The following is a 14632-nucleotide window of genomic DNA, read 5'->3' on the forward strand; positions in this document are numbered from 1 at the left end:
GCTCTCCCATCGGACGGTTTGAACTTAGTTCAACACCGTAGCTCACGGCCTGAACTAAGTTCAACGCCGACTAGGCTGAGCGGCATGCTGACCAAGGAGCAGATCGTTCAGGCCGCTGTCGAGGTGCTCGACACCGAAGGAGTGAACGGGCTCAACCTGCGCCGTTTGGGCGCACATCTGGGGTCGGCTCCCTCGGCGATGTACCACCACGTGAAGAACAAGGACAAGCTGGTGGTTCTCGCCGCCGACCACGTGTTCGGCGAGATAGTGATGCCCGACACGCCCAGGGTCGGATGGCGGGAAGCCGCGGCGTCGCTGGCGCGCGGCGCGTATGCGATGGTCGTACGGCACTTCTGGCTGATCCCGGCGATGAGCACGCACCTGATCTACGGGCCCAACAAGGCCCGCTTCGACGAGCGGTCCCTGACGGTCTACGAGTCGGCCGGCTTCACCGAAGACGGGGCCGATCAGGCGGCTGCCACCGTCCTCATGTTCGTGATCGGCGCCGCACAGGGCGAGGCGGCGCAGGCGGCCTGGCGGGCCCATCTGCGACGGAGCGGTGCCGATACCGACAAGGAACTCCAGGACGTCACCGCGGAAATACTCGAGATCGCCCAGGCCTTCCCCCGCCTGCGAGCCCGCATCAGCCCCGCCATCGCAGCCCCGCCCGGGGATCCTTTCGAGTTCGGACTCCACACTCTCCTCGCCGGGTTGGAGTGGCGCCTTTCACGTCCACATCATGACCACGGCCAGGGATTGTGACGGGATCGCGTACGCAAGGCCCTTTCAACAGCTCGTGTGGCCTCGGCCAACGTCGGCCAGAGTGCGGACGCCGGCTGATCGCTCTGCAATACCATCACGGCGGCGGAACGCGACCGAGCTCGCCAGCACGTCGGGGGCCTTCGTCAGGTCCGGCTGAGATCAGGCGTCTACTCGGCGTTTCCGCGAACGGCCGTAACGGTTGACGTCTCGACGTTCCAGCGTTTGCGGCCCCAGATCACGGTGCCATCCTGTTCCAGGCGAGGGGATGGCTGATCAGGGTGCCGTACTCGAACCGACAGCCGCGCAGGTGCAGCAGCTCGGTGAGCTGGGCTGTGACGCGGTCAACCACCACATGTTTGCCGAGGTCACAGCACTACCTCTACCCAGCCGGGGTCGCCCTAGCGTCCTCTGGAGAACTCGGCACGGATGAGACGACCAGCCGGTGGCGTCACGGGCGCGCCCGCGAGCCTGGGTGTCGTCATCCGGAACGGCCGGAGCAAGGGTGCTCGCTTGACCGCCCCAGGAGGCGTAGACCAGCATGATCGCCCCGGCCATCTCGGTGCCGTCGGCGACTTGCTTGGGCAGGCCGTACAGCAGAGAGCCGACACCATGTCCGACCAGATCACGAAAGCTGTCCCAGCCCGCTATCACGGTACAGACGGGTACGCGAGGCGGGGACCGCGCGCAGTTCCTCGCCGCCGCCCTGACCTTCGGCGGCCTCGGTGAGGGCTCGGGGGCCGTCCTCCCCCGGAGGCGACTCGGGTTCAGCCGAATCACCCGGCGATGACGCCTCCGCGGCCCGTGCGGGTTGCGTGATCCGGTCGAAGAATCGCAGCATCTCGACCGGGAACGACATGACCAGGGTGGAGTTCTTCTCGGCCGCGACCTCCACCACGGTCTGCAACAGCCGCAATTGCAGGGCTCCCGGCGTCTCGGACATGATCGCCGAAGCGTCGGCGAGCTTCTGCGCACCTGGAATTCACCGTCCGCGGTGATCACGCGGGCGCGGCGTTCCCCCTCGGCCTCGGCCTGGCGTGACATCGAGCGCTTCATCGGCTCCGGCGGAACATGCACGCAGGGGACGCGTATGGAAAACGTCAAGATCTGTCACTGATGTCTCGGCTCGCGTAGAGGATCAGACCAGAAGGAACCTCAGCTTCGCGGGTGCGCGTTGACGTGGAAAGACCGGGAGGCCTCCATGCGATCACTGGTTGATCTGGCCGAGTTACAGGTCATCGACGCAACCCAGGAGGCGCGTTCGCAAGGAGGTGACCTGGAAAGAGCCGGCCACGTGCAGGTTCTGCGCTTCACCCCGGCTTCGGTCGTCGCCGAGGTGGAGGGACCCGCGACCCGCGTCGAACTCGCCGTCACCGAAGCCGGTCTGCGCTGGTACTGCTCGTGCGCGGAAGGGCGCGTCGCCGCCTTCTGCCGACACTGTGTGGCTACTGCCCTGACGATTCTGCATCGCCTCGGCCGCAAACCCTGATTATCGTTTCCCGAGGCGCTCCCTGTAATCAGGGAATCAGTCCGGCGCGGTCCTGCTGAACCATGCACATCAGGCTGCCTTCCTGGCAGAGTCGATCATCGTTCTCCACCTGGAGGAGGCGGATGTGGTGACGATAAGCCCCGATACGGGATCCGGACGCGGAGCGCGCGAATACTCACGCGATGTTGACGCAGCCGGTGCGCCTTCTGACGGCCATTGATGCGTTCTCTACAGTGAACCCGTCAACGTCGCGTATATGTCGCTTGCGGCCCGCATCCGCAGACCGCATAGTGAAGAGGCTCCGCGTTCGAGATCGGGCTCGGCCTGGCGCAGCACCTCGCGAGTCAGCGGCGGCGCAGGCCGGCCGGGAACGGGTGGGTGATCGTGTCGGAGAGTCGCTCGGAATTGGTGAGGACGTCGTAGACGTCCGGCGGGGCGCAGGTCTTGGTGTTGGCGAGCAGTTCGTCCGGGTCGGTGGGCGGATGGTCGCCGGCCATGCCCGCGACGGTGAGCAGCCAGCGGTCGCCCTCGCAGGCCATGGAAGCTGGAGCATGGTGGGACCGCGATGGTCGCGGACCAGGCGGTGACCGGAGACGACGAATCTGACCTGCTGCGCCAGCGCATATTCGCGCCGAGGACGACGGCGTGTCCCATCGCGCACTTCCTGTCGATGAATAAACATGACAGTGTTATTGTGCGCGAAGAGGGCAAAGCATGTGAATCACGAAATATACGGCCTTGCCGCGGAGGGCCAAGGGGAGAGTAAAGTGCGGCCATACGGCCGATCGTCGACGCCGTGAAACGGGGGCTCTGGGGAGAGCCAAGGCGGGCGGTCTGCCATAACGGGGATTCATGGCGCGCTGTGATCAGCCGATTTCCCGATGTCGCACGATCCGCCCAACGTGCCCGGAGGCACAGATGCGATCTCGTAGCATACGGATATTCCTCCTCACCACCCTGCTTTTATCCCTCACCCTGGTCGGGCTACCGGAAACCGCACGCGCCGCGACCGGTTCGGTCGTTCCCGCTCAGGCCTGGACGTACGTAGCGAAGGGCCTTCCCGACCAGGGCTTCTGGAACACGACGCCGTACCTCCTCACCGGGCACACGCCCGACGGGCTCACCCGGGCGTTCTACCAGTTCGACCTGTCTGGCATCCGGGATCGGGTCAGGACCGGATGGTTTAGAAATGTCCTGCTCGGCGTCGGCGGATGCCCCGCCGACGTGGAGTTATGGGAAACCGGAAATATCACGCCGAAGACGACATGGCGGAATCAACCGCAATGGAAGAAGAAGATTGCCACGCTACAGTTCACGGACAACTGCGGCGAGCAGATCGCGGAGTGGTCGATGACCCGGTTCCTCGACCAGAAGAAGATCACGGTGGGGCTGCGATTGGCCGACGAGAAGGCTACCGGGACAATCGCCGTAATCCGGGCGGGTACGGGTGCTATTCAGGTCAACAACACCAAGCCGGACAAACCTGTGCGACTGTGGCTACCATGGCACGATCAGTGCGGGTTCACCCACGGCGTGCCGGAGAAGCTGCCGGCCACGAATGTGCTGACGCCGACCTTCAACGCCCTGCTCACCGATCGCGACAACGGGCAGGCCCTGCGGGCCCATTTCGAGTGGCGTACCGCCGACGGCGTTCCGATCGCTGCTGAGAAATCCGCATTCCGTCCGGCCGATCGGCCACAGTGCGTGACGGTACCGGCAGAGCAACTGGTAGAAAGCGGAAAATACCAGTGGCGGGTACGCACCGACGACGGCACGACGCTCAGCCCGTGGAGCGACTGGTACGACTTCACGATCGACATGACCGCACCCGACAAGGCCCCGATCGTTTCGTCGGCCGACTACCCGGAAGGCCAGGTCGCTGGAAGGATCGAGCAGCCCGGCACGTTCGTCATCGACCCCAACGGGGTACCCGACATCTTCTTCTACTGTTGCGACGGCGACCACAGCATCACCACGGAAACGGCGGTCCTGATCAAACCGCTTACGGCGGGCCCGCAAACCCGGCAATTCACGGCATACGACGGCGCGGGGAACCCCAGCCCGGACACCGTTTACTCCTACACCGTCAACGAGGTGCCGCTCCCGACGATCAGCTCCGACGCCTATCCGGAATCCCAGTACGGCGGCGGCGTGGGCGTTCCCGGCGAGTTCACCTTCACCGGCAACGGACTTGCCGATCTCATCGCCGAGTACGCCTACCGCCTGGTGCCGCCCGACGGGCATTACGAGGAATGGGTCAGGGTTCCCGCCCAGGACGGCACCACCACCGTCAAGATCACCCCGGCCGCGCCCGACCATCACGTTCTCCTTGTCGAGGCACTCGACCGTGACGGAGACACCCTTTGGAGCGAGTCCTACTTGTTCAGCGTCAACCCCTGAGTGCTTGGTAGCGCCTTGGGGCAGGGCGCGATCAGCCGCAGCAGGGTCATCGCGCTGACCGCGCTGGACAGCTGGGCGGACAGGCGGGCTGCTGCCCGGCCGCCCACGGCCGGCGCCAGCGCGGTGAGCGCCGCGCCGAGTCCCGGGCTACGCCGGCCCGTGCCGGACGGTCACGCCGGGCACCTGCTCGGCGAAGATCGTCTTCTCGCAGCCGGCGTTGAGGCAGAAGAACCGGCGGACCCGCAGGTGGATGACCGTTTCCCGGCCGCCGATCGCGGTGTCGCCGATCCTGCGCCGGTAGCGGCTGTGCACTCGCTTTGACGCCAGGCCACAGTGCGGGCAGGGCGGCGTCGAACTGGTCGAGTAGTCCTCTGCCACACTCGTTGTCCGTGAAGCGGTTACTGCTCATCGGAATCGGCGCCGGCGACCCCGGCCATCTCACGCTCCAAGCCGTCAAGGCCATCGCGGCCGCCGACGTCTTCTTCGTCGTCGACAAGGGAGAGGAGAAACGCGACCTGACCGACCTCCGCCACCAGTTCATCAAGGACCATGGCCGGCAGCCCTACCGCATCGTCACAGCCCCGGACCCGGAGCGGGACAGGCTGACTCCGGCCTACGCCGAAGCGGTGGAGGACTGGCGGGAACGCCGTGCCACGCTCTATCACGAGATGATCGACGAAGCTCTCGGCGAAGGGCAGACCGGAGCGTTCCTGATCTGGGGTGACCCCGGCGTCTACGACAGCACTCTGGCCAGCCTGGAGATGCTGCCTCGTACGGGCTTCGAGATCGAGGTCATTCCCGGCATCAGCGCGATGTCGGCGCTCACCGCCCGCCACCGCATCAGCCTGACCCGGGTCGCCCGGCCCGTACATCTGTCCACCGGGCGGCGGCTCGCCGAACAGGGCCCCACCGCCGACGATATGGTGATCATGCTGGACGCCCGGCACGCCTTCGACGGGCTGGACGACTTCGACATCTACTGGGGCGCCTACCTCGGCACACCCGACGAAATCCTGATCGCGGGCCCGGTGGCTGAGGCGGGTCCTCGGATCAGGGAGGCGCGAGCCCGGGCCAGGGAGAGCAAGGGCTGGATCATGGACACCTATCTGTTGCGGCGCCGCTGAGTCTCGCGGGCGCGGGCGCCTCGCCGTACGCCATGGGCATATGTTCCCGTTTGCGGCGGGTGTGAGACGATGCCCGAAAGGCGACGGCGGAACGAGGAAACCGGTGCGAATCCGGTGCGGTCCCGCCACTGTGACCGGCGAGCGAATCCCGCCACAGGCCACTGCCCCGCCAGGGGTGGGAAGGCCGGGAGGAGTGATGAACCGGGAGCCAGGAGACTCACGCGGTCGCCCCTCGGCGCTTCGGGGCGGATCTCCCCGGGAGAGGATGGTCGCCGGTGCGCGAACTGGCCGGGCTCGGTGGCTATTTCGCGGTGGAAACAGGCCCTCCCGAAGCCGGCTGGCGTACGCTCGGTGACCTGCTGACCGGCGGCGACTTGATCGCGGCTCGCGTCGATGAGGTGGCGCGGCGGCTGGGGACCGGCGAGCGGCGGGTGGCCGCCTCGATCCTCTTCCAGGGACTGGCCGCCCGGTTCTGGTCGCCGCCGATCGGCCTGGCGGTCGGTCACGGGCTGCTGCTGGTCCTGGATCCGCGGACGGTGTTGTGGCGGCCGGTCGAGACGGGTCCGCTGCCGCTGCGGCTGAGCGCGCCCGCGACCCTCCCGCTGTCCGCCGAGGGGCTGTACGCGCAGGTCGTGGACGGGCTGCTGGAACCGCTGGCCGCAACCCTGCGCGCCGTGGTCCCGCTCTCGCCGCACATCGTGTGGGGAAACGCGGCTTCGGCGATGGCCGGGAGCCTGCGCATGCTGCCCCGTTCCCGCCGGGCTCTGGACCTGGGCGCCGGGCTGCTCCGGCTCGGCCGGCTGCGGGAAACCGGGCGGTTCGCCGGGGAGCCGTTCTTCGTGCGGCGTAGCTGCTGTCTGTACTACCGGATTCCGGGAGGCGGCATCTGCGGCGACTGCGTACTGGCCCAGGACGGAAGGACCGCGTGAACAAGATCACCGTATGCCGCGACTGCTGCTGCGGCAGCCTGCGGAAAGCGCCGGGGCTGGACCACGACGAGCAGGTCCGCCGCCTGGCCGGAGCCGGCGAGGTGCGCGTCACCGACTGCCTGGATGTGTGCGATCAGGCCAACGTGGTCATCGTGCAGCCGACCCGGGAAGGGCGGGTGGCGGGCGGGCGGCCGGTGTGGCTGTCGCTGGTCAACCATGAGGACGCCACGGAGGACATCGTGGCCTGGGTACGCGCCGGGGGCCCGGGACTGGCGCCGCTCCCGGCGGTCCTGGAGCTGCATCGCTTCGCGCCGCCCAGAAAGCGCGGATGAGCGCGGCGTCAGGTCTGCTGTCGCGGGCCGGGAGCCGTTCGCGGCACGATCGTCCTTTCGCCGTCAGTCCGGGGCGCGGGGCCCGGCTCGGCGCCGGGCCCCGCGAAATCGCTCAGCCGAGGTGGCCTTCCCGGACCTGGCGTGCGGCCGCGGTGAGGTTCCGCAGTGAGCTCCTGACCTCTTCCCAGCCGCGGGTCTTCAACCCGCAGTCGGGGTTGCCCCACAGCCGCTCGACCGGGATCGCGTCGAGTCCCTTGCGCAGCAGGGCGGCGACCTCGGCCACGTCCGGCACGCGGGGCGAGTGGATGTCGTAGACGCCGGGACCGACCTCGCGCGGATAGTCCGCGTCGGCCAGTTCACGCGCCACCTGCATGTGGGAGCGGGCCGCCTCCAAACTGATCACATCGGCGTCCAGGTCGTCAATGGCGGCCAGGATCTCGCCGAACTCGGCGTAGCACATGTGGGTGTGGATCTGGGTGTCGTCGCGTACGCCGGAGGTGGCCAGCCGGAACGCCTCGCTCGCCCACGCCAGGTAGGCGGCACGGCCGGCGGCGCGCAGCGGCAGCGTCTCCCGCAGGGCGGGCTCGTCCACCTGGATGACCGCGCTGCCCGCCGCCTCCAGATCGGCCACCTCGTCGCGCAGGGCGAGGGCGACCTGGCGGGCGGTCTCGCCGAGCGGCTGGTCGTCGCGGACGAAGGACCAGGCCAGCATGGTGACCGGGCCGGTCAGCATGCCCTTGACCGGGCGGCTGGTCTGCGACTGCGCGTAGGCGGTCCAGCGCAGGGTCATCGGCGCCGGCCGGGAGATGTCGCCGGCCAGGATCGGCGGGCGCACGTACCGGGTGCCGTAGGACTGCACCCAGCCGTGCTGGGTGGCCACGTACCCGTCGAGCTGCTCGGCGAAGTACTGGACCATGTCGTTGCGCTCGGGCTCGCCGTGGACCAGGACGTCGAGCCCGGCCTCCTCCTGGAAGGCGAGGACCTGGCGGATCTCCGCCGCGATGCGCTCGTCGTAGGCGGCCTGGTCGATCCTGCCCGCGCGCAGGTCGGCGCGGGCGACCCTCAGTTCGCGGGTCTGCGGGAAGGAGCCGATCGTCGTGGTGGGCAGCAGCGGCAGCTTGAGCCTGGCACGCTGGGCGGCGGCCCGCTCACCGTACGGCCGCGGGCGGCGGGCGTCGGCGTCGGTGACGGCCTCCGTCCGCGACCGGACGGCGGGATCGCGGGTCAGCGCCGACTCCGCCCGCGACCGCAGGGCCGCCTGGTTGTCCTCGACGAGTCCGGCGACGGCGTCCGGACCGCCGGCGAGGCCCCGGGCGAGGGTGACGACCTCGGCGGTCTTCTGCCGGGCGAAGGCCAGCCAGCGCTTGACCTCCGGGTCCAGGTCGCTCTCCAGCTCGACGTCGTGCGGTACGTGCAGGAGGGAGCAGGAAGCGGCGACGTCCACGCGGCCGGCGAGGCCGGCCAGCGCCGACAGCGTCGCCAGGGACCGCTCGAAGTCGTTGATCCAGATGTTCCGTCCGTCCACGACCCCGGCGACCAGGCGCTTGCCGGGCAGGCCGCCGACGGCGGCCAGGTCGTCCAGGTTGGCCGCCGCCGCGCCGGTGAAGTCCAGGCCGAGGCCGTCGACGGGCGCGGCGGACAGGACGGGAAGGGCCGCGCCGAGGCGGTCGAAGTAGCTCGTGACCAGGATCTTGGGACGCTCCGCCAAGCCTCCCAGCAGCTGGTAGGCGCCGGCCAGTGCGTCCAGGGCCGGCTGCGGCTGGTCTTGGACGAATGCCAGCTCATCGAGCTGCACCCACTCGGCACCCGCCTGGCGCAGGGCGGTGAGCACCTCCGCGTAGACGGGAAGCAGCTGGTCAAGGAGCGAGAGCGGGTCGAAGTCCGAGGCGACGCCGGGGGCGGGCTTGGACAGCAGCAGGTAGGTGACCGGGCCGACCAGCACCGGCCGGGGCGTGTGCCCCTGGCTCAGCGCCTCGTTCAGTTCGCCGAGCTGCTTGGCGGGATCGGCGGTGAACACGGTCTCGGGTCCGAGTTCGGGCACCAGGTAGTGGTAGTTGGTGTCGAACCACTTGGTCATCTCCAGCGGGGCGAGATCCTGGGTGCCCCTGGCCATGGCGAAGTAGCCGTCCAGGGCGTCGGCCTCGACGGCGGCCCGGTGCCGCTCGGGGACGGCGCCCACCATGACGCTGGTGTCCAGCACGTGGTCGTACAGCGAGAAGTCGCCGGAGGGCACCTCGTCCAGGCCGGCGTCGGCCAGTTCACGCCAGGTGGTCCGGCGAAGCTGCGCGGCGGTGGAGCGCAGCTGGTCGGCGCTCACCTTGCCTGCCCAGTAGCCCTCGATGGCCTTCTTCAGTTCACGGCCGGCACCCTGACGCGGGTAGCCGTACACGGTGGCGAGCGGACGCTCGGTCACGAAACTCTCCTTCGCGAGTCACGGAAGACATCCGGCGGCACTCAAGCGAAGGCACGGCCACAGCACGGACCACATGTACGGCGTCCGCCTGCTCCTCCGGCCCGCCCTCGAGGCCGTCGACGTTCCCGCGCGCGGACGCGCGCGGACAGTGGCAGGTCTTCGGACTCGTGGGCGTCGTGCGCACTCCTACTGGCCGTCGCTTCCCCGGCCCTGAGGCCGAGTGCTCGATGACGGCGGTCGTTCCCACTCACCGCTGCGGGGCAGTCCCGGATTCGCACCGGGTTCCCTCTTGCGACGCCCTGCCTGGCCGGCAGGGCGAACCGACTGCGCTCCCACCCTATGGCCCAACCGTGTCCGGGGGAAAACCGCGTCCGGATGCCGGATTCCGCCCCGGAGGAGACGCCTCTCCGGGGCGGACTGTCAAGCGGTCCGGTTCAGAAGTCGGCGTCGAAGCTGACCGACCCGGTCACGCCCACCTGGTAGGCCGAGACGCGGCGTTCGAAGAAGTTCGCCAGCTCCTGCACGTCCTGGAGTTCCATGAAGGCGAAGGGGTTCTTCGATCCGTACAGCGGCTCGATGCCCAGCTGGGCCAGCCGCCGGTCGGCGACGTGCTCCAGGTAGGCGCGCATGTCGGCGATGGACATGCCGGGCACGCCCTGGCCGAGCAGGTCCTCGGCGAACTGGGCCTCGCAGTCGACCGCCTCGGCCAGCATCTGACTGACCTGGGCGGCCATCTCGTCGTCGAAGAGGCCGGGCTCCTCCTTGCGTACGACGTCGACCACGTCGAAGGCGAAGGCCATGTGCATGGACTCGTCGCGGAAGACCCAGTTGGTGCCGGAGGCCAGGCCATTCAGCAGGCCGCGGGAGCGCAGGAAGTAGACGTAGGCGAAGGCGCCGTAGAAGAACAGTCCCTCGATGCAGGCGGCGAAGCAGATCAGGTTGAGCAGGAACGCCCGCCGGTCGTCGCGGGTCTCCAGCCGCCGCAGGTCGCCGATGGAGTCGATCCAGCGGAAGCAGAACTCCGCCTTGCGCCGGATGGACGGGATGTTCTCCACCGCCGCGAACGCCGCGAACCGCTCCTGCTCGTCGGGCACGTACGTGTCGAGCAGGTTCAGGTAGAACTGCACGTGCACGGCTTCCTCGAAGAGCTGCCGCGACAGGTACAGGCGCGCCTCGGGGGCGTTGACGTGCTGATAGAGGTTGAGCACCAGGTTGTTGGCCACGATGGTGTCGCCGGTGGCGAAGAAGGCGACCAGGCGGCTGATCAGGTGGCGCTCGGCGGCCGACAGCCGGGGCAGGTCCTTGAGATCGGAGTGCAGGTCCACCTCCTCCACCGTCCAGGTGTTCTTGATCGCGTCCCGGTAGCGTTCGAAGAACAGCGGGTAGCGCATGGGCCGCAGGGTCAGGCTCATGCCCGGGTCGAGCAGCATCGGCTTCTCCTCAGGGTGGACGGCGGTCACTGGCACGCCTCGCAGGATTCGGGGTTCTCCAGCGAGCAGGCGAGCGCCTCCTCCGACTTGCTCGCGGGCGGGGCCTGGACCGGCACGGTGGCCTGCTGGATCCGCGTGGCCGGGCGCGAGCGCAGGTAGTAGGTGGTCTTCAGGCCCGACTTCCAGGCGTACAGGTACATCGAGGACAGCTTGTCGATCGTGGGGGCGCTCATGAACAGGTTGAGCGACTGGCTCTGATCGATGTACGGCGACCGCGCCGCCGCCATGTCGATCAGCGCCCGCTGCGGCAGCTCCCACGCGGTGCGGAACAGCCGCCGCACGTCCTCGGGCAGCTCCGCGATGCCCTGCACGGAACCCTCGGCCTGTTTGATGGCCGTCCTGATCGGCTCGGTCCACAGGCCGCGCGCCTTCAGCTCGGCCACCAGCGCGTTGTTGATCTGCAGGAACTCCCCGCTCAGCGTCTCGCGCTTGAACAGGTTGGACACCTGCGGCTCGATGCACTCGTAGCAGCCGGCGATGGAGGCGATCGTCGCGGTCGGCGCGACCGCGATCAGCAGCGAGTTGCGCAGCCCGTGGGCGGCGATCCGCTCGCGCAGCGCGGCCCAGCGGCCGTCCTGGGTGCCGGGGGTGCCCCACAGGTCGTGCTGGAGCTTGCCGCGGGCCGCCCAGGTCTGGCCGTAGGCGGGGTGGGCACCGAAACGCGCGGCGAGGTCGGCGGAGGTCTCCAGCGCCGACAGGTAGATCTCTTCGGCGATCCGGGTGGACAACTCCTTGGCCTCGTCGGAGTCGAACGGCAGGCGCAGGGCGAAGAACACGTCCTGGAGTCCCATGACGCCCAGGCCGACCGGCCGCCAGCGCGGGTTGCTCGCGGCGGCCGGCCCGGTCGGGTAGTAGTTGATGTCGATCACGCGGTCCAGGAAGGTGACGGCGGTGCGCACGGTGGCGCGCAGCCGCTCCCAGTCCAGGTCGTCCCCCGCCACGTGGGCGGCCAGGTTGACCGAGCCGAGGTTGCAGACGGCGGTCTCGGTGTCGCTGGACACTTCGATGATCTCGGTGCACAGGTTGGACAGGTGGACCACGTTGCCGGGTTCGGCGGCCTGGTTGCAGAGCCGGTTGGCGGCGTCCTTGAAGGTCATCCAGCCGTTGCCGGTCTGGGCGAGAGTGCGCATCATCTTCGCGTACAGGTCACGCGCGCGGACCTGCCGCACGTAGCGGCCGGCCTGCTCGGCGGCGCGGTAGGCGTCCTCGAACTCCGCGCCCCACAGGTCGGGCAGCTGCGGCAGCTCGTTCGGGTCGATCAGCGACCACATGCCGTCGGCCTCGACCCGGCGCATGAACTCGTCGGGGATCCAGTTGGCGAGGTTCAGGTTGTGGGTACGGCGGGCGTCCTCGCCGGTGTTGTCGCGCAGTTCCAGGAACTCCTCCACGTCCGGGTGCCACGGCTCCAGGTAGACGCAGGCCGCGCCCTTGCGCCGCCCGCCCTGGTTGACCGCGGCCACCGAGGAGTCCAGGGTGCGCAGCCACGGCACGATCCCGTTGGAGTGCCCGTTGGTGCCGCGGATCAGCGCGCCCCGCGAGCGCACCCGGCTCCAGGCGATGCCGATCCCGCCCGCGAACTTCGACAACTGCGCGACCTGGGCGTACCGCTCGTAGATGGAGCCGAGGTCGTCGCGCGGGGAGTCCACCAGGTAGCAGGAGGACATCTGGGTGTGCCGGGTGCCGGAGTTGAACAGGGTCGGCGAACTCGGCAGGTAGGCCAGCGAGGACATCAGCCGGTAGAAGGCGATGGCTTCGGCGGGGTTCTCGGCCAGCCCGCAGGCCACGCGCAGCAGCCAGTACTGCGGCGTCTCCACGACCAGCCGGGTGGACGGGTGGCGCAGCAGGTAGCGGTCGTAGACCGTGCGCAGGCCGAAGTACTCGAAGCGCAGGTCGGCCGCCGGGTCGATCGCGTCGTCCAGTTTGCGGGCGTTGGCGTGGACGAACTCGGCCGTCGCGTCGCCGATGAGCCCCTGCTCGTGGCCCAGGCGGATGGCCTGGCTGAAGGAGGCGACCCCCAGGCCGCGTACCTCCTTGTCGATGTAGCCGGACAGCAGGCGGGCGGCCAGGCGCGAGTACTGCGGCTCCTCGTTGATCATCGCAGCGGCGGTCTGGATGGACAGCCGGTCCAGTTCGGCTGTCGTGGCCCCGTCGTACAGGCCGCTGATGGTCTTGGTGGCGATTCGCAGCGGGTCGACGTCGGTGAGATCGTCGGCCCAGCGCTCCACCGCCCGGACGATCTTGTTGACGTCGACGGGCTCGGCGCTGCCGTTGCGCTTGCGCACCTGCATCTGCGCGCGCCGTGGCGCGGGCTCCGTCCCCGGCGCCGTACTGGTCAGGTCTGTCACTGTGTCCCCGGTGACCGTCACAGCTCTCTCCTCGCGAACTCGGTCGTTGACCGAAACGCGCGCAGGAGGCGCCGGCAGGGACGCCGCTCAGCTCTGGCGCCGGTGCCGTCGGCCGTCCCGCGCGGCCTCGGAGCGGCCGTGCGCACGCTCGCGCACGGCACAGGCGGCAGGTCTTCGGACTCGTGGGCGTGGCACGTCGCTCCTACTGGCCGTCGCTTCCCAGGCATGTGGCCCAGTGCGCCTGACGGCGGTCGTTCCCACTCACCGCTGCGGGGCAGTCCCGGATTCCCACCGGGTTCCCTCTTGCCTCGGCCGTTCTGGATGGACGGCCGAACCGACTGCAGGGGACACCATATATAGGGGCGCGGGAAAAGTCACACCCCATATGTCGTGCTGAGATGAGGATCACGCCGGATGTCCATCCGTGTAATCATGATGTAAAGGCGAGCGGCGACGAGGAAGCCGGTGCGAATCCGGCGCGGTCCCGCCACTGTGATCGGCGAGCGGCCGCCGTACCGCGGCCAGGATTCTCGGAGTTCGCCTACCGGGTGCCGCGGCGCGGCGGATAGGCGTCCATGAGACGCGGAGCCCGGACCAGGGAGGGGCCGTACCAAGTCAGGTCCCGGCCGCTCACCAGAGCGGCGGGGACGCCGGGAAAGCTCTCCGGCCCGTCGTCTGCGGTGAACCGGTAGGGCTCGTCAGGCAGGACGACGAGGTCGACGCCGGCTGCGATGATCTCCTCAGGTGTGACTCTGGCATATCGCTCGGAATGGCCGCCGAACACGTTGTCCACACCGAGCCGGGACAGCACGTCACCCGCGAAGGTGTCGCGCCCGGCGACCATCCAGGGCCGTCGCCATACCAGAACGGCGGCACGTCGCCGATCTGCCGGTGCCGGGAAGTCCCAAGCCCGCGCCGCGTCGTCGAGCCACTGTGGCCGGGGCAGGCGGCAGGCGACGGTCAGCATGCGGTGCAGGGACCCCATCGCCTCGGGCACGGTGCGGATGACCGTGGTCCACACCGGGATGCCCGCCGCGCGCAGGGCGGTCAGGTCCTGCGGGCGGTTCTCCTCGAAGTTGGCCAGGACCACGTCGGGGTTCAGGGCGCGGACGCGGTCCAGGTCCGGGTTCTTGGTTCCCCGTACGCGGACGACCTGGAGGTCAGGAGGATGCGCGCACCAGTCGGTGGCGTCCACGACCAGTCCGGGACGGGTGGCCGCCACGGACTCGGTCAGTGAGGGGACGAGGGACACCACGCGCCGGACCTCCGGCGGCAGGGCGACCGCATACCCCTGATCGTCGTGCGTCATGAGAGACGTATGCCCTCATCCCGGGGCCCGGATCACCCGGAA

Annotated in this window: 14 protein-coding genes and 4 riboswitches; of the genes, 6 read left to right on the forward strand and 8 right to left on the reverse strand. The window is 69.0% G+C overall.

What is annotated here, in order from left to right; all coding sequences use genetic code 11:
* Positions 1-84: 84 nt before the first annotated feature.
* Entirely contained in the window at positions 85-762 is a 678-nt protein-coding gene (locus tag Aph01nite_RS09325; RefSeq protein WP_204040377.1) for a TetR/AcrR family transcriptional regulator C-terminal domain-containing protein, read from the forward strand.
* 622 nt (positions 763-1384) lie between these two features.
* Here the strand turns inward: Aph01nite_RS09325 and Aph01nite_RS41250 are convergent.
* Positions 1385-1702: a hypothetical protein gene (locus tag Aph01nite_RS41250; protein ID WP_239161521.1), complete on the reverse strand. Its 318-nt coding sequence runs from the start codon at positions 1700-1702 to the stop codon at positions 1385-1387.
* A gap of 258 nt (positions 1703-1960) precedes the next feature.
* Between Aph01nite_RS41250 and Aph01nite_RS09335 the strand changes: the two genes are divergently transcribed.
* A complete protein-coding gene (locus Aph01nite_RS09335) occupies positions 1961-2248 on the forward strand; it encodes a hypothetical protein (RefSeq protein ID WP_204040378.1) in 288 nt (95 codons plus the stop codon).
* Between the two features lie 344 nt (positions 2249-2592).
* On the opposite strand, the gene Aph01nite_RS09340 is transcribed toward Aph01nite_RS09335, so the two are convergent.
* A complete protein-coding gene (locus Aph01nite_RS09340; protein ID WP_204040379.1) occupies positions 2593-2787 on the reverse strand; it encodes a hypothetical protein in 195 nt (64 codons plus the stop codon).
* A gap of 379 nt (positions 2788-3166) precedes the next feature.
* Between Aph01nite_RS09340 and Aph01nite_RS09345 the strand changes: the two genes are divergently transcribed.
* Positions 3167-4648, forward strand: a complete 1482-nt coding sequence (locus Aph01nite_RS09345; RefSeq protein ID WP_204040380.1) for a hypothetical protein — start codon at positions 3167-3169, stop codon at positions 4646-4648.
* Here Aph01nite_RS09345 and Aph01nite_RS42070 read toward each other — a convergent pair.
* Together Aph01nite_RS42070 and Aph01nite_RS09350 are read right to left on the reverse strand one after the other, a co-directional pair.
* A complete protein-coding gene (locus tag Aph01nite_RS42070) occupies positions 4624-4755 on the reverse strand; it encodes a hypothetical protein (RefSeq protein ID WP_275418915.1) in 132 nt (43 codons plus the stop codon). The genes Aph01nite_RS09345 and Aph01nite_RS42070 overlap by 25 nt on opposite strands.
* Positions 4756-4795: 40 nt before the next feature.
* Positions 4796-5026 (reverse strand): transposase family protein, encoded by a 231-nt coding sequence (locus Aph01nite_RS09350; protein ID WP_275418917.1) that lies wholly within the window; start codon positions 5024-5026, stop codon positions 4796-4798.
* Between the two features lie 11 nt (positions 5027-5037).
* Here Aph01nite_RS09350 and cobF point away from each other — a divergent pair, with 11 nt between their 5' ends.
* The 3 genes from cobF to Aph01nite_RS09365 all read left to right on the forward strand — a co-directional run bounded on the left by cobF (position 5038) and on the right by Aph01nite_RS09365 (position 7033).
* Positions 5038-5772: a precorrin-6A synthase (deacetylating) gene (cobF, locus tag Aph01nite_RS09355; RefSeq protein WP_204040382.1), complete on the forward strand. Its 735-nt coding sequence runs from the start codon at positions 5038-5040 to the stop codon at positions 5770-5772.
* A 93-nt stretch (positions 5773-5865) separates the two neighbouring features.
* Positions 5866-5991, forward strand: a riboswitch (cobalamin riboswitch).
* 56 nt (positions 5992-6047) lie between these two features.
* The gene (locus Aph01nite_RS09360; RefSeq protein ID WP_204040383.1) at positions 6048-6701 is read left to right on the forward strand and encodes a (2Fe-2S)-binding protein; all 654 of its coding nucleotides are present in this window, start codon (positions 6048-6050) and stop codon (positions 6699-6701) included.
* Entirely contained in the window at positions 6698-7033 is a 336-nt protein-coding gene (locus tag Aph01nite_RS09365; RefSeq protein ID WP_239161522.1) for a (2Fe-2S) ferredoxin domain-containing protein, read from the forward strand. The genes Aph01nite_RS09360 and Aph01nite_RS09365 overlap by 4 nt, the downstream gene beginning before the upstream one ends.
* Before the next feature lie 112 nt (positions 7034-7145).
* Here the strand turns inward: Aph01nite_RS09365 and metE are convergent, their stop codons facing one another.
* The 4 genes from metE to Aph01nite_RS09385 all read right to left on the reverse strand — a co-directional run bounded on the left by metE (position 7146) and on the right by Aph01nite_RS09385 (position 14590).
* Positions 7146-9446 (reverse strand): 5-methyltetrahydropteroyltriglutamate--homocysteine S-methyltransferase, encoded by a 2301-nt coding sequence (gene metE, locus Aph01nite_RS09370; RefSeq protein WP_204040384.1) that lies wholly within the window; start codon positions 9444-9446, stop codon positions 7146-7148.
* Between the two features lie 133 nt (positions 9447-9579).
* A riboswitch (cobalamin riboswitch) is annotated at positions 9580-9787 on the reverse strand.
* A 93-nt stretch (positions 9788-9880) separates the two neighbouring features.
* Complete coding sequence (locus Aph01nite_RS09375) at positions 9881-10912, reverse strand: ribonucleotide-diphosphate reductase subunit beta (protein ID WP_239161523.1); 1032 nt, start codon at positions 10910-10912, stop codon at positions 9881-9883.
* Entirely contained in the window at positions 10903-13302 is a 2400-nt protein-coding gene (locus Aph01nite_RS09380; protein WP_239161524.1) for a ribonucleoside-diphosphate reductase subunit alpha, read from the reverse strand. Before Aph01nite_RS09380 ends, Aph01nite_RS09375 begins: the two co-directional genes overlap by 10 nt.
* A gap of 127 nt (positions 13303-13429) precedes the next feature.
* Positions 13430-13635, reverse strand: a riboswitch (cobalamin riboswitch).
* Positions 13636-13736: 101 nt separating this feature from the next.
* Positions 13737-13813: riboswitch (cobalamin riboswitch) on the forward strand.
* Positions 13814-13822: 9 nt separating this feature from the next.
* The gene (locus Aph01nite_RS09385; protein WP_204040385.1) at positions 13823-14590 is read right to left on the reverse strand and encodes a helical backbone metal receptor; all 768 of its coding nucleotides are present in this window, start codon (positions 14588-14590) and stop codon (positions 13823-13825) included.
* Positions 14591-14632 lie beyond the last annotated feature (42 nt).

The sequence above is a fragment of the Acrocarpospora phusangensis genome (genome assembly GCF_016862995.1).
In the GTDB taxonomy this organism is placed as follows: Bacteria; Actinomycetota; Actinomycetes; order Streptosporangiales; family Streptosporangiaceae; genus Acrocarpospora; species Acrocarpospora phusangensis.

Coding starts and splice junctions, on each gene's coding strand:
- Aph01nite_RS41250 (WP_239161521.1), bottom strand. CDS start 1,702: ATGTCCGAGACGCCGGGAGCCCTGCAATTGCGGCTGTTGCAGACCGTG.
- Aph01nite_RS09340 (WP_204040379.1), bottom strand. CDS start 2,787: ATGGCCTGCGAGGGCGACCGCTGGCTGCTCACCGTCGCGGGCATGGCC.
- Aph01nite_RS09325 (WP_204040377.1), top strand. CDS start 85: ATGCTGACCAAGGAGCAGATCGTTCAGGCCGCTGTCGAGGTGCTCGAC.
- Aph01nite_RS09345 (WP_204040380.1), top strand. CDS start 3,167: ATGCGATCTCGTAGCATACGGATATTCCTCCTCACCACCCTGCTTTTA.
- Aph01nite_RS09335 (WP_204040378.1), top strand. CDS start 1,961: ATGCGATCACTGGTTGATCTGGCCGAGTTACAGGTCATCGACGCAACC.
- Aph01nite_RS09385 (WP_204040385.1), bottom strand. CDS start 14,590: ATGACGCACGACGATCAGGGGTATGCGGTCGCCCTGCCGCCGGAGGTC.